The sequence below is a fragment of the Curtobacterium sp. LFS084 genome, from assembly GCF_047977705.1.
Classification (GTDB): Bacteria; Actinomycetota; Actinomycetes; order Actinomycetales; family Microbacteriaceae; genus Curtobacterium.
Genome location: NZ_JBFPFM010000049.1, coordinates 1 through 20,102, shown reverse-complemented (window position 1 = coordinate 20,102; position 20,102 = coordinate 1). Strand labels below are relative to the sequence as shown.

Sequence of the window (20,102 nt, the reverse complement as noted above, 5' to 3'; positions counted from 1 at the left end):
CCCCCCGCCGGGTGGGCGCCGGGGGGGGGGGCCCCCCCCCCCGGCCCCCCCCGGCGGCCCCTTTTGGCCCCCGCGGGGGCCCCCGCCCGCCCGCCCCCCCCCCCCCCCCCCCCCCCCCCCGCGCACGCGGAAGGGCCCCGCACGCGCAGCGTGCGGGGCCCTTCCGGAACGACGGACTAGAAGTCCATGCCACCCGTGGGGTCGCCGGCCGGCATCGCCGGGGACTTCTCGGGCTTGTCGGCGACGACGGCCTCGGTCGTGAGGAACAGACCGGCGATCGACGCAGCGTTCTGCAGCGCCGAGCGCGTGACCTTGGCCGGGTCGATGATGCCCGCGGCGACGAGGTCGACGTACTCACCGGTCGCGGCGTTGAGGCCGTGACCCGACTCGAGCTCGCGGACCTTGGCGGCGACGACACCCGGCTCGAGACCGGCGTTCAGCGCGATCTGCTTGAGCGGCGCGTCGATCGCGACGCGGACGATGTTCGCACCGGTCGCCTCGTCGCCCTCGAGCTCGAGGGTGTCGAGCACGACGGACGCCTGGATGAGCGCGACGCCACCACCGGCGACGATGCCCTCCTCGACGGCGGCCTTCGCGTTGCGGACGGCGTCCTCGATGCGGTGCTTGCGCTCCTTGAGCTCGACCTCGGTCGCGGCACCGGCCTTGATGACGGCCACGCCACCGGCGAGCTTCGCGAGGCGCTCCTGGAGCTTCTCGCGGTCGTAGTCGGAGTCGGTCGCCTCGATCTCGGAGCGGATCTGACGGACGCGGCCCGCGATCTGCTCCTCGTCGCCGGCACCTTCGACGATGGTCGTCTCGTCCTTGGTGATGATGACCTTGCGGGCCTTGCCGAGCAGGTCGAGCGTCGCGTTCTCGAGCTTGAGGCCGACCTCTTCCGAGATGACCTGGCCGCCGGTGAGGATCGCGATGTCCTGCAGCATGGCCTTGCGGCGGTCGCCGAAGCCCGGGGCCTTGACGGCGACGGACTTGAAGATGCCGCGGATCTTGTTCACGACGAGCGTGGCCAGGGCCTCACCGTCGACGTCCTCGGCGATGATCAGGAGCTGCTTGCCCGCCTGGATCACCTTGTCGACGACCGGCAGGAGGTCCTTGATGTTCGAGATCTTCGAGTTGACGATCAGGATGTAGGCGTCCTCGAAGACGGCTTCCTGACGCTCGGGGTCGGTGACGAAGTACTGCGACAGGTAGCCCTTGTCGAAGCGCATGCCCTCGGTGAGCTCGAGCTCGGTGCCGAAGGTGTTCGACTCCTCGACGGTGACGACGCCTTCCTTGCCCACCTTGTCGATGGCCTCGGCGATGAGCGCGCCGATGGTCGGGTCGGCGGCCGAGATCGACGCGGTGGCGGCGATCTGGTCCTTGGTCTCGATGTCCTTCGCGTTGGCGAGGAGCTGGTCGGAGACGGCGGCGACGGCCTTCTCGATGCCGCGCTTGAGCGACACGGGGTCGGCACCGGCGGCGACGTTGCGGAGGCCTTCGCGGACGAGGGCCTGGGCGAGGACGGTCGCGGTGGTCGTGCCGTCACCGGCGACGTCGTCGGTCTTCTTGGCGACCTCCTTGACGAGCTCCGCACCGATCTTCTCGTACGGGTCGTCGAGCTCGATCTCCTTGGCGATGGAGACACCGTCGTTCGTGATCGTGGGGGCGCCCCACTTCTTCTCGAGGACGACGTTGCGGCCGCGCGGGCCGAGCGTCACCTTCACGGCGTCAGCCAGGATGTTCAGGCCGCGCTCGAGGCCACGGCGGGCCTCCTCGTCGAAAGCAATGATCTTAGCCATGTGAGTTTCTCGTCCCTCCCGGACGTCGTCATGGGGGTCGTGCTGGCACTCAGCGTGAGCGAGTGCCAACGCCGATTCTGGCACTCGCAGGGGTCGAGTGCAACACCGCCGGGAGGCGCGGGTCGAGTTCCCAGGACACGCACCGGCCCGTCACACGCCGGCCCGGCACGAGCGGCGCGTCACGCACCGGCCCCGACACGACGAACGCGCCGCCCCGGTGGGGACGACGCGTTCGCGGTGGTTCGGACTCAGGCGGGACGGACGGACTCGGCCTGCGGCCCCTTCGCCCCGGTGCCGACGTCGAACGTCACTGCCTGGCCCTCCTCGAGGACCTTGTAACCCGACATGTCGATTGCCGAGTAGTGCACGAACACGTCCTGGCCCCCTCCATCGACGGTGATGAAGCCGAAGCCCTTCTCGGCGTTGAACCACTTCACGGTTCCGTTGGCCATGATCTCTTGCTCCCTGCGGTGGTGCTGATGCGGACGGCGCTGTCGCCGTCCCGGCACGACTCTTGCCGAACAATGCCGACAGGGCAAGAGGTGTGACGTTGTTCAACGTCGATTCCGACAAGAATCAACGTGCCGGAAACACACTCGTCACAAATGCACGATCAATCGTCCGGAGAACGCACCCAGGAATGCGTCGGGACCGACGGAATGCGTCCGGACCGATCAGCCGGCGTAGTCCGCGCCGAGCACCACGCTGATGTCCGCGTTCGGGAACGCCGCCGACTGCTGCACGGCCGTCACCCCGAGCGACTTGGCGATGCCCTGGGCCAGGGTGGCCTGCGCCGCCTGCTGGTAGTAGACGATCGTCGCGGTGGTCCCGGTCGTGCCGGCGTCACCGGTCGAGGTCACCTTCCACCCGGCAGCGGTCAGCGCCGCACTGCCCTTCGCCGCGAGGCCGGTCGTCGACGTGCCGTTCAGCACGACGAGCGTCGTCGCACCCTGGTCGGCCGGGGTCGCCGCCGCCGGGGCCTGGGACGCCGGGGAGGACGCGGACGCCGACGGCTTCGCCGAGGCGGACGCCGACGCCGAGGCCGACGCGGACGGCGATCCGGCGCTGTCGAACGAGTAGGTGCCGTTCAGCAGCGCGAGCGCCCCGACGCCGATCGCGACGATGACACCGGTGGCGAGGGCCGCCCACGCGAACGCGATCCAGCCACGTCCCCGCCGCTGCGCCCCACGGTGCGCCCCGACCCGCGGGCCGTCGGCGACGTCGTCGAACCGGTCTCGGGGGTATCTCGTCGTCATCGTTCCTCTTCACGTCCTTCGGGTGCGGGGCCGGGCGCGACGAAAGTGCGCGCTGCCCGGGCACTGGTGCGCGCGTACCGGAGCCGCTGCAGCCGGGAGACCAGCTGCGGGTCGTACGCGAGCGCCGCCGGCGAGTCGATCACGCGGTTCAGCACCTGGTAGTACCGAGCCGGCGACATGTCGAACTCGACCCGGATCTCCGCTTCCTTCGTGCGGTCGTGCCGCGCCCGCTCCTGCTCGAACGCGAGCACGTGCCTCGCGAGCTCGCTGAGCGGGTCGGCGCTGAGCTGGTCAGCGCTGCGCTCGTGGGCGGGTGTGGCGGTCACTGCGGTTCCGATCGCGGTCAGGGCGGGTCTCGCACATCGTAGGGGTGGAGGGCATCCGGACCCTGGCACGCCGCTGGACTGTCGCGAAGACCGGTCACAGGTTCGGGTCGGCGAGCCACCGGACGCGGACCCCGAAGGGATCGGAGACGGCCGCGGCCACACCGTCGAGCGACGCGGTCGCGAACGCGTCCGGATCGGCGGGGTCGACGTCGTCCGGCAGGGTCCGGGCGACCCCGGCGAGGATCCCCGTGCGTTCCAGCGCGATCCAGTGCACGCCGCGTTCACGCATGCGGTCGACGACGCGCTGGCGGTCCGCCCCGGGGACGTACACGAGCGTCCCGGTGGTCAGGACGACCGGGGTGACGTCGTCCGGCAGGGCGTCGAGTGCACGGTCGAGGTCGCCCGGCAGGGAGCCCCGGATACGGACGGGAGGCACGGCGAGCGTCGCGCGCCGCGCCTCGCGCATCAGGGCGGTGCGGTCCGTCGCCTCGGGCGGGACGGCCTCGACGAGCCGGTCGAACGCCCCGGGTCGGGCCAGGTCGATCGGGTTCGGGTCGAGGGCGACACGCGCCCGGACGTCGATCGGACCCGCTGCCGGAGCCGGCACGGCCCCGCGGGCCTCGGCGACGAGGTGCAGGGCGGGTTCCACGGGCGCGGTGTGCATCCGGACGACCGCGGTCCGCGTCCCCGGTCGGACCCCGCGCCCCGTCGTTCCGGGGTGCACGGTTCGCCGCGGGGCGCGATCGGCGTCGGTGCGGACGACGTAGTCGAGCGTCACCCGGTCCGGGATCGAGCAGAGGCCCGCCGCCGCACCGGCGTCGACGAGGCCGAGCGGGCCGCCGACCCGCGCGGCGAGCGCCGCGAAGAGGGGAACCACCGGGGCGAGGCGTCTGGGGTCGTTCGCCTGCACCGTTGCGGAGGCGAGGGCCGAGACCAGGGCGGGTCGCGCCTCCCGGACCAGCGTGCGGAGCGCTCCGGCGTCGGCCGGATCCGCGCCCAGGCGGCGGGCGACCGCGAAGAGGAGCTCCGGCTGCCGCTTCGACTCCGGGACGTCGGCGAGCGCGGCGACCACCCCGTCGTCGAGCGAACGCGCCCACGCGGCGTACGTCGGCGACGTCGGAGCGATGCGGTCCGCGTAGGCGGCGTACCGGGCGCGGGTGTCCATCAGCGCCCGGTCGGGGTGACACCGGGGCGGTGCATGCCGACGTGCCGGATGCCGGCCTCGTCGTACGGCTCCCCGAAGCGGCTGAAGCCGTGGCGTTCGTAGAGCCCGGCGACGTACTCCTGGGCGTGCAGCACGAACGGCTCGTGTCCGTGGGCGTCGAGCACCGCGGCGACGAGTCGACCGGCGATCCCGCTCCCGCGGTGCGCGGGGTGGGTGGCGACCCGCCCGATCACCCAGGCGGGCGCCGCGGCACCGTCGGGGTGCACCTCGTCCGCGGCCGGTCGGATGAGCCGCAGGTACCCAACCGCATCGTCGTCGGTGCCGAACCACCAGTGCTCGGTGTCCGGTTCGCGGTCACGGCCGTCGAAGTCCTCGGCCGTCACGCGTTGTTCGAGTGCGAACACGCGGTTCCGGAGCACCACGATGCCGTACAGTTCGTCCGTCGTGAGACGGTCCCAACGGGCGTGGTGCACGGAATGTTCGGACATCGTCTGGAGTTTACCGAAGTGGTCGTCCGACAACGGCCCGAAGTGGTCGTCCGGCAACGGCGACGAGAGCAGGAGGAAGCAATGGCATACAACGTCGACAAGTCCGACGCCCAGTGGCGCGAGGAGCTCTCCCCGGACCAGTACGCCGTCCTCCGGCAGGCCGGGACGGAGCGCCCGTGGACGGGTGAGCTCCTCGACGAGGAGCGCGCCGGCGTCTACACCTGTGCGGCGTGCGGCGCGGAGCTGTTCAAGAGCGGCACGAAGTTCGACTCCGGCTGCGGCTGGCCGTCGTTCTACGAGTCGGTCGACCCCGACGCGGTGCAGCTCCTCGAGGACAACTCCCTCGGCATGGCCCGCACCGAGGTCCGCTGCGCGAACTGCGGCTCGCACCTCGGTCACGTGTTCCCCGACGGGTTCGGCACGCCGACGGGTGACCGCTACTGCATGAACTCGATCTCGCTGAACTTCTCCGAGAAGAGCGAGTGAGGCACGCGCCGCTCCGCGGGTGAGGCCCGACGCGTCCGCCGCTAGGATGGGCGCGTCAGCCGGCATGGCGCAATTGGTAGCGCACCGTACTTGTAATACGGGGGTTGCGGGTTCGAGTCCCGCTGCCGGCCCCGACGACGAAGGCCCCGGGTGGATGCACCCGGGGCCTTCGGCGCGTCGGGACGCGGATCAGGGGCGTTCCGAGCGCTCGACGCGGTAACCAGCCGGTCGTTCCAGCGATCGTGGCACCGGTGACGACGCAGTGTCCACACCCGTCGTCAAGCTCGCGGGAAGCCGCACGCGTTCCTCGGAGGACGCTCAGCGACCGCCGGTGATCTTCCGCTCCCGCTGGGCGACGCCGGCGGTGCCGTACGGGTAGTCGTCGATGCGCGGGGCGCTGACCTCGGTGAGCCGGGCGAGCTCGGCGTCGTCGAGCACGAGGTCAGCGGCGCCGAGGTTGTCCTCGAGCTGCGAGACGGTGCGGGCGCCGAGGATGACGCTCGTCACCGCCGGTCGGGCGAGCAGCCAGGCCAGGGACACCTGCGACCGCGAGGCTCCGTGCGCGTCGGCGATGTCGGACACCGCGTCGAGGACGGCCCAGGTGCGCTCGTCGCCGTTCCGCGCCTCCCACGCCTCCATGCCGCGCGACGGGTTCTCGCCGAGGCGCGTCGCGCCGGTGGGGGCCTCGTCGCGCTGGTACTTGCCGGAGAGCCAGCCGCCGGCGAGGGGCGACCACGGGAGCAGACCGATGCCGGCGTCGAGGCAGGCCGGGACGATCTCGTGCTCGATGTCGCGCACGAGCAGGTTGTACTGCGGCTGCAGGGTCACGGGCGGAGCCCACCCGTGCGCCTTCGCCTCGTACACGGCCTTCGTGATCTGGTACCCGAGGTAGTTCGAGAACCCGTAGGTGCCGATCTTGCCGGCCGCCACGGCGTCGTCGAGGAAGCGCAGGGTCTCCTCGATCGGGGTGAGGGCGTCCCAGGCGTGCATCTGGTACAGGTCGATGTGGTCGACGCCGAGCCGCTCGAGCGACGCGTCGAGCGCCACCCGCAGGTGCCGGCGGGACAGTCCGAGGTCGTTCGGCCCGTCGCCCTGCGGGAAGCGCCCCTTGGACGCGAGGACGACCTGCTGTGCCTCGGTGGGGTGCGCGGCGAGCCACCGGCCGATGATGCGCTCCGACTCGTTGCCGGAGTACACGTCCGCCGTGTCGACGAGCGTGCCGCCCGCGGCGACGAACGTGTCGATGATGGTGTGCGAGGTGGGTTCGTCGGCTTCACTGCCGAACGTCATGGTGCCGAGGGTCAGCGTCGACACCGATGTCCCGCTGTTGCCGAGGAGTCTGTAGTCCATGGCCGGGACGGTACGCGCGGCCGAACGTGCCCGCGAGGACCTGCGAGTACCCCTCAGCGCGCGGCGGACACGTCCGGGTCCGTCAGGAACGCGATCGCGGCGTCCCGGAAGGCCCGGGAGGTCGGCGCGTTGAAGTGGTTCCGCCCCGGGATCTCGAAGAAGGACGCGTCGGGCGCGGCCCCCGCGAGCCGGACGGCGCTGTCCTTGATGCCGTCCTCGCTGCCGGCGGCCATGAGCACCGGCTGCGCGGGGGCGTTCCCGGGCGTCGGTTCGATGCTGTCGCGCATCCCCTCGACCATCGCCACGAGCGCGCCGAGGTCGTTCCCGTCGACGTTCCCGGCCATCGTGAGGTAGCCGTTCGTCACGCGGTCCTCGATCGGCGTGCCGTCGGCGAGGTACGCCTTGGCCTGGTCGACGCGCACGCGGCGCATCGGGTCGGCGTCCGGGATGCCGCCGAACACCGCGCGGGTGATGCGGTCCGGCAGTCGTTCGGCCGTGTGCCAGCCGACGCGGGCGCCGAGCGAGTACCCGAGGAACGCGACGTCGTCGAGCAGGTAGGTGTCGATCACGGCGGTGACGTCGGCCACGAGCAGGTCCATCGAGTACGCGGACGGGTCGCGCGGCTTCGACGAGGCACCGTGCCCGCGCTGGTCGAGGGCGACGACGCGGTGGCCGGACCGGACGAGGTCGCGCGTCCAGCCGGAGGCGTGCCAGTTCAGCAGCGCCCCGGAGGCGAACCCGTGCACGGCGACGACCGCCGGTGCCTCGGGGTCGCCGAAGTCGTAGGTCGCGATCTTCAGCCCGTCGGGTGACATCACGACGCGGGGACGGGGCGCTTCGGGGACGAGTGACATGTCCCCTCCAGGCTACCGGCGCAGGGTGGTCGGCATGGACGGCTACGGCGGCGATCAGATCCGGGCGGCGGAGCGGCCGCACCTCGACGCGGGTGAACCCCTCATGCAGCGTGCGGCGGACGGGCTGGCCCGGATCGTCGGGGACCTGCTCGACGACCCGGCCGTGCGTCCGGGAGACGGCCCGGGGTCGGTCCTGCTGCTGGTGGGCAGCGGCGACAACGGCGGTGACGCCCTGTTCGCGGGTGCACGCCTGGCGGCGGACGGGAGGCGCGTCACCGTCCTGCGCGTCGGCTCGCGGGTCCACGCGGCCGGCCTGGCAGCGGCGCTGGACGCCGGCGCCCGGCTCGTGGACGACCCGTCGGGTGCGCCGGGGCAGGCCCGCCCGGCGGCGGACGTGCTCGCCGCCGTCGCCCGCTGGGGCGACCGTGGTCCGGCGGCGGTCGCGACCGACGCCGCCCTCGACGCCGACCTGGTGCTCGACGGGATCCTGGGGATCGGTGCGCGGGGTGCCGCGGCCCTCCGCTCCCCGGCGCGCGAGGTCGTGGCGGCGGTCCGGCAGCTCGCACGGGACCAGCGCGCGCCGTTCGTGGTCGCCGTCGACGTGCCGAGCGGGATCGACGTCGACACCGGAGCGATCGCGGACGACCACGTGCTGCAGGCGGACGTCACGGTGACGTTCGGCGGGGTGAAGGCCGGGCTCCTCCGTGGACCGGGCGCGACGCTCGCCGGTCGGATCGAGCTGGTCGACGTCGGGATCGGTGCGGACCTGCAGACCGTGGAGCCGCTGGTCCGCACCTGACGGTTCAGACCCCGCCGGCGTCCACGCCGTGCTCGACGTCGGGACGCGCCTCGAGCCAGGTGTCGACGAAGTGCCGGTAGTTCGCGGCGATGAGCCCCTCGGCCGCCTCGGTGTCGAGGTGCTCGCGGACGACATCGTCGAGCGGTTCCTCCCAGTTGCTGCGACCGATCGCGAACCCGACGAACCCGTCCACCGGCGCGGCGGTCCGCAGCCAGTGGTCGAGCTGCTCCGCGGGGGCGTCCCGACCGAGGACGATGCACTGCACCCGGTCGCGGCCGTCCCGACGGACGGTCCGGACGACACGCTCGGCGTCCGCGCGCGCGTCGAGGCCCTCGAGCTTCCACACGTCGGCCTCGACGCCGTGGTCCTGCAGGTACTCGACGACCTGGACGACGAGGTCCGGGCGGAGGTCGCGGTCGTAGTCCTCGACCGACTCCCGCTGTTCGTCGGTGGCCGGTACGAGCAGCTCGACCAGGAAGGGCCGCCCCGCGTCGTGCAGCGTCGCGGCGACCCGGGCGAGGTCGGACGCCTGCCGCTCCCGGCGGTCCGCGTCGAAGTCGGGGTTGTCCCGGACGAGCACCTTCACCCAGTCCGGGTCGAACGCGTCCACGTGGGCGGTCCAGTCGTCGCCGTACTCGAGTTCGAACCACTCGCGGCCCGACCGCTCGATCGGCATCGCGAGCTGGAGGCCGGCCTCCTTGGCGAGCCGGGCGACGTCGGCGCCGTAGCGCTCGTCGACGAGGACGCCGGTGCGGTCACGGGCGGCCCCGGCGGCGAGCGCCGTGAGGACGCCGCGGTACACGAGCTGCTTGCCGGCGCGCACGCGCTCGGCCTCTGGTTCGTCCCGCGGCTCCCCGCCGGACTCGTCGTAGGTGTGCTCGAGGAGCGAGGACCGCTGGTCCATCGCGAAGAGGAACAGGGGGTGTGATTCGTCGAGGACGGGCATGTCCTCCGGTCTACTCGCCACCCCGGGCACGATGTCCCGGGCATCCGTACATTCGGGGCATGACGTTCAACGACGACTCCGAGCTGCAGGGCGGCAAGGTCACGCGGCGCGGGCGCGGGCGCGGCGCTGCGATCGGCGGTGGAGCGGTCGGTGTCGGCGCCATCGTCGTGTTCCTCATCGCACAGTTCACCGGCGTCGACCTGACGGGGTTCATCGACGGGGGCGGTGGGACCACGCAGATCCAGCAGGAGGGCGGGACCGTCGACGCGGCCGCCGAGTGCCGGACCGGTCGTGACGCGAACCTGCAGATCGAGTGCCGCATGGAGGGTGCCGCCGAGTCGCTCGACGGCTACTGGACGGCCGAGTCGCGGAAGCTCGGCATCTCCTACACGACCCCCGGGTTCGTCCTGTTCGACGGGTCGACGAGCACCGGGTGCGGGCAGGCGTCGGCGTCGACCGGTCCGTTCTACTGCCCGCCGGACCGGGCGATCTACCTCGACACCGCCTTCTACGACGACCTGCAGTCGACGTACGGCTCGTCCGGTGGCCCGCTCGCCCAGATGTACGTCGTCGCGCACGAGTGGGGCCACCACGTCCAGCAGCTCCAGGGCACCTTCGCGAACACCGACCGCTCCGGGACCGGGGCGTCGTCCGGCAGCGTCCGCGTCGAACTGCAGGCGGACTGCTACGCGGGTGCGTGGGTCGGCGACGCCGCGACCACGAAGGACGCGGACGGCCGGACCTTCTTCGAACCGATCACCCGGAGCCAGGTCGAGGACGCCCTGTCCGCCGCGAGTGCCGTCGGCGACGACAGCATCCAGGAGCGGTCGAGCGGCCGGGTGGACCCGGACTCGTTCACGCACGGGTCGAGCGAGCAGCGGCAGAACTGGTTCCTGCGCGGCTACCAGCGCGGCGCCACGGCGTGCGACACGTTCAGCGTGCCGGGTTCGTCCCTGTAGGCCGGGCCGGACCCGCTCAGTTCGACGGGGTGGCGCTCGGCGTCCGGGACGCGGTCGGGGTGGCGCTCGGCGTCGGCGTCGGCGTCGGCGTCGCGTCGGTCGTGCCGGCCGCCGTCACCACGAACGTCCGGAAGTCGTCGTTCGTGATCGGTGACGTGAGCTCGTAACGCTGCCCGTTCACGAGCACGAGGGGCGTGCCCGGGAACTCCTGGAGCGACGAGCCGGGGATGTCGCCGCTCGTCACCGCGGTGGTCCGCTCGTCGATCCACTTGCTGTAGGTCTGGTCCTCGATGCACTTCGTGATCGCGGAGCGCTTCTGCACGCCGTCGACACCCGTGACGACCTTGGTCAGCTGCGCGTCGGTGAGGCCGGCGGTGCCCTCCTCCGGCTGCTTCGCGAACAGCGCCTGGTTGACGGCGAAGAACTGGTCCGGCGAGTTGTCGGCGACGCAGGCGGCGGCGTTGGCGGCACGGAGCGAGTACTTCGTGCCCTGCGACCGGTTCGAGAGGATCGCGATCGGGTGGATGTCGACGGTCGCGGCCCCGGAGTCGACGAGGTTCTGGATGTACTCGCCGTTCGCGTCCTCGAACTGGCCGCAGATCGGGCAGAGGTAGTCGATGTACATCGTGATGCGCACCGAACCGGCGGCGTCGGTCGAGGTCGGGGCTGGCGAACCGGACGTCGGCGTGACCGCCTTGAGGTCCTGCCCGATGGTGATGCCGCCCTGCGACGTGTTCGCCGGGCCGGGGCCGGCAGGCTGCACCGAGTCGACGAGCACGAGGGTCACGACCGTCGCGGCGGCGAGCAGGACGGCACCGATGCCGATCTGCAGGCCGAGTCGGAGTCCGCGCTGGCGGCGCTTCTGCTGGGTACGGGCACGCTGGGCGCGCTGTCGGGCGGCTTCGCGTCGTTCGTTCCGCGCGGCGCGGGCGTCACCCTCGGGGCGGTTGGTCATGCGTCGAGTGTCCTCACGTTGATCGTCGTCCGGACGGCCTCCCCCGCGGGCCGGACGGACCCGCCGATCGTACCGGGGCCCGGTGGGAACCACCCAACCAGGTGTGAACGCTGGCGTTCCCGGGAGAGATCGTGTTGTATGAACCTCGATGGTCGACGGCGACCATCCGGGGCCCCCACGGGCAACCGCTTCACTCGGATCGTCCGGCACGTACCTGCCGGTGAAGGAAGGACCGAACGCTCATGGCGTCCGTCACCTATGACAAGGCAACCCGTCTCTACCCCGGAGGCAACCGTCCCGCGGTCGACTCCCTCGACCTGGACGTCGCCGACGGCGAGTTCCTCGTCCTCGTCGGCCCCTCGGGCTGCGGCAAGTCCACCTCCCTGCGCATGCTCGCCGGCCTCGAAGAGGTCAACTCCGGCGCGATCCGCATCGGCGACCGCGACGTCACGGACGTCCCGCCGAAGGACCGCGACATCGCGATGGTGTTCCAGAACTACGCGCTGTACCCGCACATGACCGTCGCCGAGAACATGGGCTTCGCGCTCAAGATCGCCGGCGTCGGCAAGGACGAGCGCGCCACCCGCGTGCAGGAAGCCGCCAAGCTCCTCGACCTCGAGCAGTACCTCGGCCGCAAGCCGAAGGCGCTCTCCGGTGGTCAGCGTCAGCGCGTCGCGATGGGCCGCGCGATCGTCCGTCAGCCGCAGGTGTTCCTCATGGACGAGCCGCTGTCGAACCTCGACGCCAAGCTCCGCGTCCAGACCCGCACCCAGATCGCCTCGCTGCAGCGTCGCCTCGGTGTCACCACGGTCTACGTCACGCACGACCAGACCGAGGCCCTCACCATGGGTGACCGCATCGCGGTGCTCAAGGACGGCATCCTGCAGCAGGTCGGCTCGCCGCGCGACCTCTACGAGAAGCCGAACAACGTGTTCGTCGCCGGCTTCATCGGCTCGCCGGCCATGAACCTCCTGCCGGCCGACGTGGTCGAGGGCGGCATCAAGTTCGGCACGCTCAACCACCCGATCGACCGCGACACGCTCTCGAACGCGCGTTCCGGCCAGATCACCGTCGGCATCCGCCCCGAGGACGTCGTCGTGGCGCAGTCGGGAGAGGGCCTGCCGGTCACGGTCGACGTGGTCGAGGAGCTCGGCGCCGACGGCTACCTCTACGGTCACGCCGACGTCAACGGGTCGCGCGTCGACATCGTCGCCCGCGTCGACGGGCGTTCGCACCCGTCGATCGGTGACACGATCGTCGTCACGCCGAAGCAGGGCCACGTGCACGCATTCGACACCGAGTCGGGCGAACGCCTCGACGACAAGGCCGTCGTCAGCGCGTAACGCTGGAAGGTCCCAACAGGAGGCGGGGGGGGGGCGGGGGGCGCCCCCCCCCCCCCCCCCCCCCCGGCCGCCCGCGCCCCGGGCCGCCGCCCCCCCCCGGGGGGGGGGCCCCCCCCCCCCCCCCCCCCTCCCGTCCGTCGCACACGTACCAGAGGAACCAACCGTGCCCGACTCGATGTCCATCACCGCTGCCACCGTCGACCCCGGACTCCTCGACCTGCCGTGGGACCTCCCGCTGGCCGACTGGCCGGACTCCACGATCGTCGCGCTCCCGAAGGGCATCTCCCGGCACCTCGTCCGGTTCGTGCAGCTCGGCGGGTACGTCGTCGCCGTGAAGGAGACCGGTGAAGAGGTGGCGCGCTCGGAGTACGAGATGCTCCGCACGCTGCAGCGCATGGACGTGCCGTGCGTCGACCCGGTCGCGGTGATCACGAACCGGGTCAGCGCCGACGGCGAGGCCCTGCACCCCGTCCTCGTCACCCGACACCTGCGCTTCTCACTGCCCTACCGCGCCCTGTACTCGCAGACGCTGCGCCCCGAGACGGCCACCCGCCTGGTCGACGCCCTCGCGCTCCTGCTCGTCCGGCTGCACGTCATCGGCTTCTACTGGGGCGACGTCTCGCTCTCGAACACGTTGTTCCGCCGCGACGCCGGAGCCTTCGCCGCGTACCTCGTGGACGCCGAGACCGGCAAGCTCTACCCCGGCGGCCTGTCGAACGGGCAGCGGGAGAACGACCTCGAGGTCGCGCGCGTGAACATCGCCGGCGAGCTCCTCGACCTCGAGGCCGGCGGCCGCCTCGACGAGAACGCCGACGCCGTGGACGTCTCGAACCGGATCGTCGCGCAGTACCGGACGCTCTGGAAGGAACTCACCGGCACCGAGCAGTTCGACGTCCGGGAGCGCTGGCGCATCAACGACCGGGTCGAACGCCTCAACGCGCTCGGCTTCGACATCGAGGAGCTGTCGATCCACACGACCGAGGGTGGATCGCAGGTCCGCATCCAGCCCAAGGTCGTCGACGCCGGCCACCACCAGCGACGGCTGCTTCGTCTGACCGGCCTCGACGCCGGCGAGAACCAGGCGCGACGGCTCCTCAACGACCTCGACTCGTACCGGGCGCGCAACGGCCGCGACCTCCTCGACGAGGAGATGGTGGCGCACGAGTGGGTCTCGCGGGTGTTCGAGCCGGTGATCCGCTCGATCCCGCGCGACCTGCGCGGGCGGCTCGAGCCGGCCGAGGTGTTCCACGAACTGCTCGAGCACCGCTGGTTCATGTCCCAGGAAGAGGAGCGGTCGGTATCGCTCCCCGAGGCCACGACCGCGTACATCAACGACGTGCTCCGGCACCGCCGCGACGAGCGGCTGCTGATCAACCCGCCGACGTCCTCGATGACGCTGCCGATCCCGGTCGTCGACGACGCGGCGGAGTCCGAGGACGTCGAGGACTGGCGCGCCGGCGTCTGACGCGCGCCCGCTCCCGCACGCCCGCACGCCCGCACGCCCGCACGCCCGCGATCGTGAGCAGAAATGGTCGCCTCCTGATCCGGGAGGCGACCATTCCTGCTCACGAAGTGCACGGCTACTCGGCGCGACGGCGCCGGGCGACCTCCCACAGGGTGACACTCGCGGCGATACCCGCGTTGAGGGACTCCGTCGCGCTCGAGATCGGGATCGAGACGATCGCGTCGCAGGTCTCGGTGACCAGGCGCGACAGCCCCTTGCCCTCGGACCCGACGACGATAACGATCGGCCGGTCGGCGAGCGCGAGGCCGTCGAGCTCCACGTCGCCGTCCCCGTCGAGGCCGAGCACGAACAGGCCCATCGACTTGAGCGACTTGAGCGTCTGCGTGAGGTTCGGGGCCATCGCCACGGGCGTGCGGGCGGCGGCACCGGCGCTGGTCTTCCACGCCGACGCGGTCACGCCGACGGACCGACGCTGCGGAACGACGACACCGTGGCCGCCGAACGCCGCGGTGGAACGGATGATCGCGCCGAGGTTGCGCGGGTCGGTGATGCCGTCGAGGGCGACGAGCAGCGGGACCTCGTCCTTCGCGAACGCCCGCTCGACGACGTCCTCGGCCACGGCGTACTCGTACGCGGGGACCTTGAGCGCGACGCCCTGGTGCACGCTGTCGTGCCCGGTGATGCGGTCGAGCTCCGGACGCATGATCTCCATGATCGGGACGCCGCGGTGGTTGGCGAGCGCGAGGATCTCCTTGACGCGGTCGTCCACCTCGATGCGGGCGGCGATGTAGAGCGTCGTCGAGGGGGTCTTCGTGCGCAGGGCCTCGAGCACCGAGTTGCGGCCGGTGACCAGCTCGGAGTCGTCGGTCTTGCGCTGCGGCGGGCGGCCGGAGCGCTGCTGCTGCGAGCTCGACGCGCCGTGACGCCCACGGGCTGCCTCGAAGCGCTCCTTCGCCGCCTTGCGCTTGCCGGCGGGGTGGTACGGACGGTCCTCGGCCTTCGGGGTCGGCTTGCGACCCTCGAGCGCCTGTGCGCCCTGGCCGCCGGAGCCGACCTGCTTGTTGCCCTTGCGGCCTGAGCGGACGGCGCCCGGCCGTCCCTTCTTGCTGCCCGAGACGTTCTTCATTGCTCTCTCCTGTCCGGCACTGCCGTTGTCAGGCGATGCTCCAGCGTGTACCTGCTGCGGTGTCTTCGATCGTGATGCCCGCGGATGCGAGGTCGTCGCGCACGCGGTCGGCCGTGGCGAAGTCGCGTGCCGCCCTGGCGTCGGCGCGCTCCTGCACGAGGCGTTCGACGAGTGCTGCGAGCGGTGCGGCCGATGCGTCGTGGCCGCCGCCCGACCAGTGGGCGGCTCGCGGGTCGATGCCGAGCACTTCCACCATCGCAGCCACCTGATGGTACGCGGTTCCGAGCGCTTCCGCATTCAGAGAGTAATAAGACCCAAATTAACGGCCATAATGGCCGCTACGCGGCGGGAGGTCACACCGAACTTCCGCCGAATATTTCCCATATGGAAGTTCACATTGGCTTCCGAGCAGTTGCAGATAACCGATATCTCCCAACTGGTCTTGCCGATGGCGCACCACTGCAACACTTCCTTCTCCCGGCTGGTCAGAACCACCGGTTTGCTGACCGGATGTTCGAAGGCCAGTCCGGCACCGCTCTGCAGTGCGTAGTCCTTGAGCATCCACAGGGTCGGCAGGACCGACTCTATGAAACGGTTGGCCTCGGCCCGGTTTTCCGCTTCCACGCTGAGGCTCAGCGCGCCGAGTTCGCCGCGAGCACCATGCAGCGGCATGGTCAGCCCATACACCAGGCCGGCGGCCGAGGCTTCCTCGAAGAACTCGTGCTGCTTTCGCGTCTGGTAGATGGACGGTTCCCAGAAAATCGGCAGTACGCTCTGGGTACAGTGACTGACCGTCGGGTCGACCCGCGCGTAGCCAGCCCGGTCGTAATGCTCGCGCCAGGCGGCCGGGTAGTTGCCGACGATGAAGGCGTTCTCGTAGTCCTGGCTGTCCTTAGGCAACAGGCCGAACAGGATCTTCGAGAATCCAAGGTCGCTCGCCATCTTCTGCAGGATGGCGCTCCACTCCAATTTTCCACTTGAGCGTTCCAGCTCAAGAAAACCGTCAACCAAGGCCATCGTCCGCGTCCAGGGCGGCGTTCCCGGCGCGCACGGTCTCGTGCAGCACGGCGAGGGCCTGTGGCACCGAGAGGTCGTCGTCCATCGCCGCCGCGAACGCCTCGGGGACCCCCGGGGCGTCGGCCAGGTGGACGCCCTCGAGCCGCGCGGCGGCCCGTGCCAGGAAGCCGTCGATGCGGTCGAGCGCCGCCTCGGCCTCGGCCAGGGAGCCGTCGTGGTGGTCGATCGACGAGCGGTAGTGCGCAGCGCCGAGGAAGTACCGGACGACCACGGGCCGAGCGGACCCGAGGAAGTCGGCGGCGAAGATCGAGTTGCCGAGCGACTTCGACATCTTCTGCCCCTCGACGGTCACGAGCCCGTTGTGCAGCCAGTAGGAGGCGAACGCGTCCCCGGCCGCCATCGACTGCGCGAGCTCGTTCTCGTGGTGCGGGAAGCGCAGGTCGAGACCACCGCCGTGGATGTCGAACGCCGGGCCGAGGTACCGGCGGGACATCGCCGAGCACTCGATGTGCCACCCCGGTCGGCCGGGTCCCCAGGGCGAGTCCCAGTTCGCGGTCGACGGCTCACCCGGCTTGGCACCCTTCCAGAGCGCGAAGTCCCGGGGGTCGCGCTTGCCGCGGGGGTCGGCGTCGGCGGCCTCGACCATGTCCTCGCGGCGCTGCCGGGTGAGCGCACCGTAGGACGCCCAGCTTCCGGTGTCGAAGTAGACGTCGCCCGAGCCGTCGGCGGCGGCGTAGGCGTGCCCGCGGTCGATGAGCCTGGCGATGATGTCGTGCATCTGCGGCACGCTCGCGGTCGCCCGCGGCTCGTACGTCGGGGGCAGGATGCCGAGCGCGTTGTACGCGGCCGTGAACTCGAGCTCGACGCGGTAGGCCCGCGCGAACCACGGCTCGTCGGTGCCGGCGGCCAGGTCGAGCACCTTGTCGTCGATGTCCGTGACGTTCCGCACGAGCGTGACGTGCAGGCCGCGGTGGGTGAGCCAGCGGCGCCAGATGTCGTACACGAGGGCGGAACGGAGGTGCCCGATGTGCGGCGACGACTGCACGGTCGGACCGCACACGTACATGCTCACCTGTCCGTCGACCAGCGGGACGAGGTCGACGACGGCAGCGGCGCGGGAGTCGTAGAGGCGAACGGTCACGCCCCCAAGCCTAGGACGTCAGGCCGCCCGGACGACGGACGTCATGCCGCCCGACGACGGACGTCATGCCGCCCGGACGACGGCCGTCGCGATCGCGGCGAGCCCCTCGCCGCGCCCGGTGAAGCCGAGACCGTCGGTCGTGGTGCCGGAGACCGCGACCGGGGCTCCGACGACGGCCCCGAGGGCGTCCTGCATCTCGGTGCGTCGGGCGCCGATGCGCGGGCGGTTCCCGATGACCTGCACGGTGACCGACACGGGGACGAGTCCGGCGGACGCCAGCATCGCGACCGCGCCCCGGACGAAGACGTCACCGGACGCTCCGGCGTATGCGGGGTCCGAGGTGCCGAACGTCCCGCCGATGTCGCCGAGTCCGCCCGCCGAGAGCAGGGCGTCGCAGACCGCGTGCGCGACCGCGTCCCCGTCGCTGTGCCCGGAGAGCCCGGGCTCGCCGGGGAAGTCGAGCAGCCCCACCCGGCACGGTGAGGCGTCGTCGAACGCGTGCACGTCCACCCCGAGGCCGACCCGGGTGTGCACGGGCGCACTGCTGCGGGCGCGGACGATCGACTCGGCGCGGCCGAGGTCCCACGCCGTGGTGATCTTGAAGGCGTCGGCGTCGCCCGGGACGGACCGCACCGTGCCACCGGCGGCCTGGAACACCCCGGCGTCGTCGGTCTCGGCGCGCTCGGACACCGCGTACGCCCGCCGGAGCGCTCCGAGCGGGAAGCCCTGCGGGGTCTGCACCCCGACGAGCGCCGCGCGGTCGACGGTCTCGACGACGACGTCCCCCTCGACGCGCTTGACGGTGTCCGTGACGGGCAGCGCGGGGACGAACCCGGCACCGGCGCCGTCGGCGAGCGATCCAGCCACCGCGTCGAAGACCCGCTCGAACTGCTTGGCCGGCGTCAGGCACCGCGCCGCGTCGTGCACCAGCACCGCGGTGACGGTGTCCGGCAGGACGGCCAAGCCGGCCTCGACCGAGGCATGGCGATCCGCGCCTCCGGGGACGACGGCCGTGTACGCGACCGCGGGCCCGGCGACGGACGCGACCAGCTGTCGGCAGTCGTCGAGGAGCGCCGCCGGCGCGACCACCACGACGAGCGTCGGCGACGGCAGGGCGAACAGCGGCTCGAGCGCCCGCGCGAGCATCAGCGTGCCGGCCACGGGGACGAACGCCTTGGCCGTCCCGATGCCGAGCCGGGTGCCGGAACCGGCCGCAACGACGACGACCGCCCTGTCCACCCCGGAGGGGAACAGAACGGTCGGGGTCGTGTTCAGTGGTTCGGTGCGCTCAGGAGGCGAGGACCTCGTCGAGGACGGTCGATGCCTTGTCCTCGTCGGTCTTCTCGGCCAGCGCCAGCTCGGAGATGAGGATCTGGCGCGCCTTGGCCAGCATCCGCTTCTCACCCGCGGACAGGCCGCGGTCCTGGTCGCGACGCCAGAGGTCGCGGACGACCTCGGACACCTTGATGACGTCGCCGGACGCGAGCTTCTCGAGGTTCGCCTTGTACCGGCGCGACCAGTTGGTGGGCTCTTCGGTGAAGGGGGCACGCAGGACCTCGAACACCTTGTCGAGGCCTTCCTTGCCGATCACGTCACGGACCCCGACCAGGTCGACGTTGTCCGCCGGGACCTCGATCGTCAGGTCACCCTGGGTGACCCGCAACTTCAGGTAGACCTTTTCCTCACCCTTGATGACGCGCGTCTTGACTTCAGAGATGGTTGCCGCCCCGTGATGGGGGTAGACGACGGTCTCGCCGACCTCGAATTGCATGTATCAGGCTCCGTTCCGAGACACCCAGTTTACCACAAGCGTTGTTCGGGTAATGGGCCCGTGACACCTGGCACCCGCGCTCATCGGTAGGATGGATCCGGACCGTCCGGTCCACATCGTGATCTTCCGGAGGAATCTCTTGCGAGCTCGGGTACTCGTGTCCGTCGCCGTTGCGGCAACCATCGCGCTCGGCGCCACCGGCTGCGAGTTCATGTCGCCCGCACAGACGGCCGAGATCAAGCAGATCACCGACGGCGTCAACGTCACCACGGGCAAGGTCGACATCCGCAACGCCCTCCTCATCGCCGACGACTCCGAGGGTGCCCGCTTCGTGGGCACGCTCGTGAACAACGGTGGCGAGGTGACGCTCTCGATCGAGGTCGGCGGTGACACCCAGACCGTGACCGTCCCGGCGAACACGCACATCGACCTCGGCGGTGCCGCCGAGCCCTCCGAGCAGGCCACCACGTCGACGCAGAACGACAACGGCACCACGCAGGGCACCGCCGCCGGCGAATCGCGCGAGGTCGTCTTCGACGACGCCGACACCAAGCCGGGCTCCCTCGTCAAGGTCTACTTCTCGTACTCGGGCGCCGAGGGCGTCTCGGCGAGCGTCCCGGTGCTGACGAGCCAGCAGGAGGAGTACGCGACCCTCGCGCCGACCTCCTCGCCGGAGCCGACCAGCGAGATCACCCTGCCGGTCGAGACCCCCGAGGCCACGCCGTCGGACGACGCCACCGGCAAGTAGGCGGACAGCCGCACGCACCGGAGGCGGGGGGGGGGGGGGGGGGGGGGGGGGGGCGGGGGCCCCCCCCCCCCCCGGGCCCCCCCGCCCCGCCCCCCGCCCCCCCCCCCCCCC

General features: G+C 71.4%; 21 protein-coding genes, 1 tRNA gene and 1 pseudogene. 7 read left to right on the top strand and 16 right to left on the bottom strand.

The features are described 5' to 3' along the window. Positions 1–176 precede the first annotated feature (176 nt). The 6 genes from groL to ACNQOV_RS16740 all read right to left on the bottom strand — a co-directional run bounded on the left by groL (position 177) and on the right by ACNQOV_RS16740 (position 5,031). On the bottom strand, positions 177–1,796 hold the full coding sequence (groL, locus tag ACNQOV_RS16765; RefSeq protein ID WP_402267070.1) for a chaperonin GroEL: 1,620 nt from the start codon (positions 1,794–1,796) through the stop codon (positions 177–179). Positions 1,797–2,044: 248 nt separating this feature from the next. Continuing rightward, the gene (locus tag ACNQOV_RS16760; protein WP_058740472.1) at positions 2,045–2,248 is read right to left on the bottom strand and encodes a cold-shock protein; all 204 of its coding nucleotides are present in this window, start codon (positions 2,246–2,248) and stop codon (positions 2,045–2,047) included. 222 nt (positions 2,249–2,470) lie between these two features. After that, positions 2,471–3,052, bottom strand: a complete 582-nt coding sequence (locus ACNQOV_RS16755; protein ID WP_402267066.1) for a LytR C-terminal domain-containing protein — start codon at positions 3,050–3,052, stop codon at positions 2,471–2,473. Next, positions 3,049–3,378: a DUF3263 domain-containing protein gene (locus ACNQOV_RS16750; protein WP_022906608.1), complete on the bottom strand. Its 330-nt coding sequence runs from the start codon at positions 3,376–3,378 to the stop codon at positions 3,049–3,051. Before ACNQOV_RS16750 ends, ACNQOV_RS16755 begins: the two co-directional genes overlap by 4 nt. A gap of 94 nt (positions 3,379–3,472) precedes the next feature. Next, on the bottom strand, positions 3,473–4,543 hold the full coding sequence (locus tag ACNQOV_RS16745) for a DUF2332 family protein (RefSeq protein ID WP_416395965.1): 1,071 nt from the start codon (positions 4,541–4,543) through the stop codon (positions 3,473–3,475). Beyond that, positions 4,543–5,031 (bottom strand): GNAT family N-acetyltransferase, encoded by a 489-nt coding sequence (locus ACNQOV_RS16740; RefSeq protein WP_416395963.1) that lies wholly within the window; start codon positions 5,029–5,031, stop codon positions 4,543–4,545. The genes ACNQOV_RS16745 and ACNQOV_RS16740 overlap by 1 nt, the downstream gene beginning before the upstream one ends. A gap of 81 nt (positions 5,032–5,112) precedes the next feature. Between ACNQOV_RS16740 and msrB the strand changes: the two genes are divergently transcribed. Both msrB and ACNQOV_RS16730 read left to right on the top strand, forming a co-directional pair. Next, positions 5,113–5,517 carry a peptide-methionine (R)-S-oxide reductase MsrB gene (gene msrB / locus ACNQOV_RS16735; protein WP_022906611.1) on the top strand — a complete coding sequence of 135 codons (405 nt, stop codon included), beginning with the start codon at positions 5,113–5,115 and terminating at the stop codon, positions 5,515–5,517. 58 nt (positions 5,518–5,575) lie between these two features. Further along, a tRNA-Thr gene (locus ACNQOV_RS16730) sits at positions 5,576–5,648 on the top strand. A 187-nt stretch (positions 5,649–5,835) separates the two neighbouring features. On the opposite strand, the gene ACNQOV_RS16725 is transcribed toward ACNQOV_RS16730, so the two are convergent. Further along, the gene (locus tag ACNQOV_RS16725; protein WP_416395961.1) at positions 5,836–6,867 is read right to left on the bottom strand and encodes an aldo/keto reductase; all 1,032 of its coding nucleotides are present in this window, start codon (positions 6,865–6,867) and stop codon (positions 5,836–5,838) included. 53 nt (positions 6,868–6,920) lie between these two features. Further along, the gene (locus ACNQOV_RS16720) at positions 6,921–7,721 is read right to left on the bottom strand and encodes an alpha/beta fold hydrolase (RefSeq protein WP_022906613.1); all 801 of its coding nucleotides are present in this window, start codon (positions 7,719–7,721) and stop codon (positions 6,921–6,923) included. Between the two features lie 34 nt (positions 7,722–7,755). On the opposite strand from ACNQOV_RS16720, the gene ACNQOV_RS16715 reads away from it, so the two are divergent. After that, positions 7,756–8,520: an NAD(P)H-hydrate epimerase gene (locus ACNQOV_RS16715; RefSeq protein ID WP_416395959.1), complete on the top strand. Its 765-nt coding sequence runs from the start codon at positions 7,756–7,758 to the stop codon at positions 8,518–8,520. Between the two features lie 4 nt (positions 8,521–8,524). Here ACNQOV_RS16715 and ACNQOV_RS16710 read toward each other — a convergent pair whose 3' ends face one another. After that, complete coding sequence (locus tag ACNQOV_RS16710) at positions 8,525–9,466, bottom strand: 2-deoxy-5-keto-D-gluconate 6-phosphate aldolase domain-containing protein (protein ID WP_416395957.1); 942 nt, start codon at positions 9,464–9,466, stop codon at positions 8,525–8,527. Positions 9,467–9,525: 59 nt separating this feature from the next. Between ACNQOV_RS16710 and ACNQOV_RS16705 the strand changes: the two genes are divergently transcribed. Then, entirely contained in the window at positions 9,526–10,425 is a 900-nt protein-coding gene (locus ACNQOV_RS16705) for a neutral zinc metallopeptidase (protein WP_416395955.1), read from the top strand. Positions 10,426–10,441: 16 nt separating this feature from the next. On the opposite strand, the gene ACNQOV_RS16700 is transcribed toward ACNQOV_RS16705, so the two are convergent. Then, positions 10,442–11,380: a DsbA family protein gene (locus tag ACNQOV_RS16700; RefSeq protein ID WP_416395953.1), complete on the bottom strand. Its 939-nt coding sequence runs from the start codon at positions 11,378–11,380 to the stop codon at positions 10,442–10,444. Between the two features lie 242 nt (positions 11,381–11,622). Between ACNQOV_RS16700 and ACNQOV_RS16695 the strand changes: the two genes are divergently transcribed. Then, positions 11,623–12,723, top strand: a complete 1,101-nt coding sequence (locus tag ACNQOV_RS16695; protein ID WP_022906618.1) for an ABC transporter ATP-binding protein — start codon at positions 11,623–11,625, stop codon at positions 12,721–12,723. 163 nt (positions 12,724–12,886) lie between these two features. Next, entirely contained in the window at positions 12,887–14,188 is a 1,302-nt protein-coding gene (locus ACNQOV_RS16690; protein WP_402267045.1) for a DUF4032 domain-containing protein, read from the top strand. Positions 14,189–14,303: 115 nt separating this feature from the next. On the opposite strand, the gene rlmB is transcribed toward ACNQOV_RS16690, so the two are convergent. The 6 genes and pseudogenes from rlmB to ACNQOV_RS16660 all read right to left on the bottom strand — a co-directional run bounded on the left by rlmB (position 14,304) and on the right by ACNQOV_RS16660 (position 19,243). Next, positions 14,304–15,314 (bottom strand): 23S rRNA (guanosine(2251)-2'-O)-methyltransferase RlmB, encoded by a 1,011-nt coding sequence (rlmB, locus tag ACNQOV_RS16685; protein WP_022906620.1) that lies wholly within the window; start codon positions 15,312–15,314, stop codon positions 14,304–14,306. Between the two features lie 28 nt (positions 15,315–15,342). Then, positions 15,343–15,570: a hypothetical protein gene (locus ACNQOV_RS16680; protein ID WP_416395950.1), complete on the bottom strand. Its 228-nt coding sequence runs from the start codon at positions 15,568–15,570 to the stop codon at positions 15,343–15,345. Between the two features lie 41 nt (positions 15,571–15,611). Next, the gene (gene lasR, locus ACNQOV_RS16675; RefSeq protein WP_347032980.1) at positions 15,612–16,331 is read right to left on the bottom strand and encodes a transcriptional regulator LasR; all 720 of its coding nucleotides are present in this window, start codon (positions 16,329–16,331) and stop codon (positions 15,612–15,614) included. After that, positions 16,330–17,472, bottom strand: a pseudogene (gene cysS / locus ACNQOV_RS16670) (cysteine--tRNA ligase); the annotation flags it as partial. The gene lasR and the pseudogene cysS, both read right to left, overlap by 2 nt. 63 nt (positions 17,473–17,535) lie before the next feature. Next, positions 17,536–18,711 (bottom strand): 2-C-methyl-D-erythritol 2,4-cyclodiphosphate synthase, encoded by a 1,176-nt coding sequence (ispF, locus tag ACNQOV_RS16665; RefSeq protein WP_416395948.1) that lies wholly within the window; start codon positions 18,709–18,711, stop codon positions 17,536–17,538. Positions 18,712–18,760: 49 nt separating this feature from the next. Further along, entirely contained in the window at positions 18,761–19,243 is a 483-nt protein-coding gene (locus ACNQOV_RS16660) for a CarD family transcriptional regulator (RefSeq protein ID WP_017888066.1), read from the bottom strand. Between the two features lie 157 nt (positions 19,244–19,400). Here ACNQOV_RS16660 and ACNQOV_RS16655 point away from each other — a divergent pair, with 157 nt between their 5' ends. Then, the gene (locus ACNQOV_RS16655; protein WP_022906623.1) at positions 19,401–19,991 is read left to right on the top strand and encodes a hypothetical protein; all 591 of its coding nucleotides are present in this window, start codon (positions 19,401–19,403) and stop codon (positions 19,989–19,991) included. The last annotated feature ends 111 nt before the right edge of the window (positions 19,992–20,102 follow it).

Excerpts from the sequence above, each read along its gene's own strand:
- msrB (WP_022906611.1), top strand. The coding sequence starts at position 5,113 with ATGGCATACAACGTCGACAAGTCCGACGCCCAGTGGCGCGAGGAGCTC.
- ACNQOV_RS16755 (WP_402267066.1), bottom strand. The coding sequence starts at position 3,052 with ATGACGACGAGATACCCCCGAGACCGGTTCGACGACGTCGCCGACGGC.
- ACNQOV_RS16740 (WP_416395963.1), bottom strand. The coding sequence starts at position 5,031 with ATGTCCGAACATTCCGTGCACCACGCCCGTTGGGACCGTCTCACGACG.
- ACNQOV_RS16760 (WP_058740472.1), bottom strand. The coding sequence starts at position 2,248 with ATGGCCAACGGAACCGTGAAGTGGTTCAACGCCGAGAAGGGCTTCGGC.
- lasR (WP_347032980.1), bottom strand. The coding sequence starts at position 16,331 with ATGGCCTTGGTTGACGGTTTTCTTGAGCTGGAACGCTCAAGTGGAAAA.
- ACNQOV_RS16695 (WP_022906618.1), top strand. The coding sequence starts at position 11,623 with ATGGCGTCCGTCACCTATGACAAGGCAACCCGTCTCTACCCCGGAGGC.
- ACNQOV_RS16745 (WP_416395965.1), bottom strand. The coding sequence starts at position 4,543 with ATGGACACCCGCGCCCGGTACGCCGCCTACGCGGACCGCATCGCTCCG.
- ACNQOV_RS16715 (WP_416395959.1), top strand. The coding sequence starts at position 7,756 with ATGGACGGCTACGGCGGCGATCAGATCCGGGCGGCGGAGCGGCCGCAC.
- groL (WP_402267070.1), bottom strand. The coding sequence starts at position 1,796 with ATGGCTAAGATCATTGCTTTCGACGAGGAGGCCCGCCGTGGCCTCGAG.
- ACNQOV_RS16705 (WP_416395955.1), top strand. The coding sequence starts at position 9,526 with ATGACGTTCAACGACGACTCCGAGCTGCAGGGCGGCAAGGTCACGCGG.
- ACNQOV_RS16710 (WP_416395957.1), bottom strand. The coding sequence starts at position 9,466 with ATGCCCGTCCTCGACGAATCACACCCCCTGTTCCTCTTCGCGATGGAC.
- ACNQOV_RS16660 (WP_017888066.1), bottom strand. The coding sequence starts at position 19,243 with ATGCAATTCGAGGTCGGCGAGACCGTCGTCTACCCCCATCACGGGGCG.
- ACNQOV_RS16700 (WP_416395953.1), bottom strand. The coding sequence starts at position 11,380 with ATGACCAACCGCCCCGAGGGTGACGCCCGCGCCGCGCGGAACGAACGA.
- rlmB (WP_022906620.1), bottom strand. The coding sequence starts at position 15,314 with ATGAAGAACGTCTCGGGCAGCAAGAAGGGACGGCCGGGCGCCGTCCGC.
- ACNQOV_RS16720 (WP_022906613.1), bottom strand. The coding sequence starts at position 7,721 with ATGTCACTCGTCCCCGAAGCGCCCCGTCCCCGCGTCGTGATGTCACCC.
- ACNQOV_RS16680 (WP_416395950.1), bottom strand. The coding sequence starts at position 15,570 with ATGGTGGAAGTGCTCGGCATCGACCCGCGAGCCGCCCACTGGTCGGGC.
- ACNQOV_RS16725 (WP_416395961.1), bottom strand. The coding sequence starts at position 6,867 with ATGGACTACAGACTCCTCGGCAACAGCGGGACATCGGTGTCGACGCTG.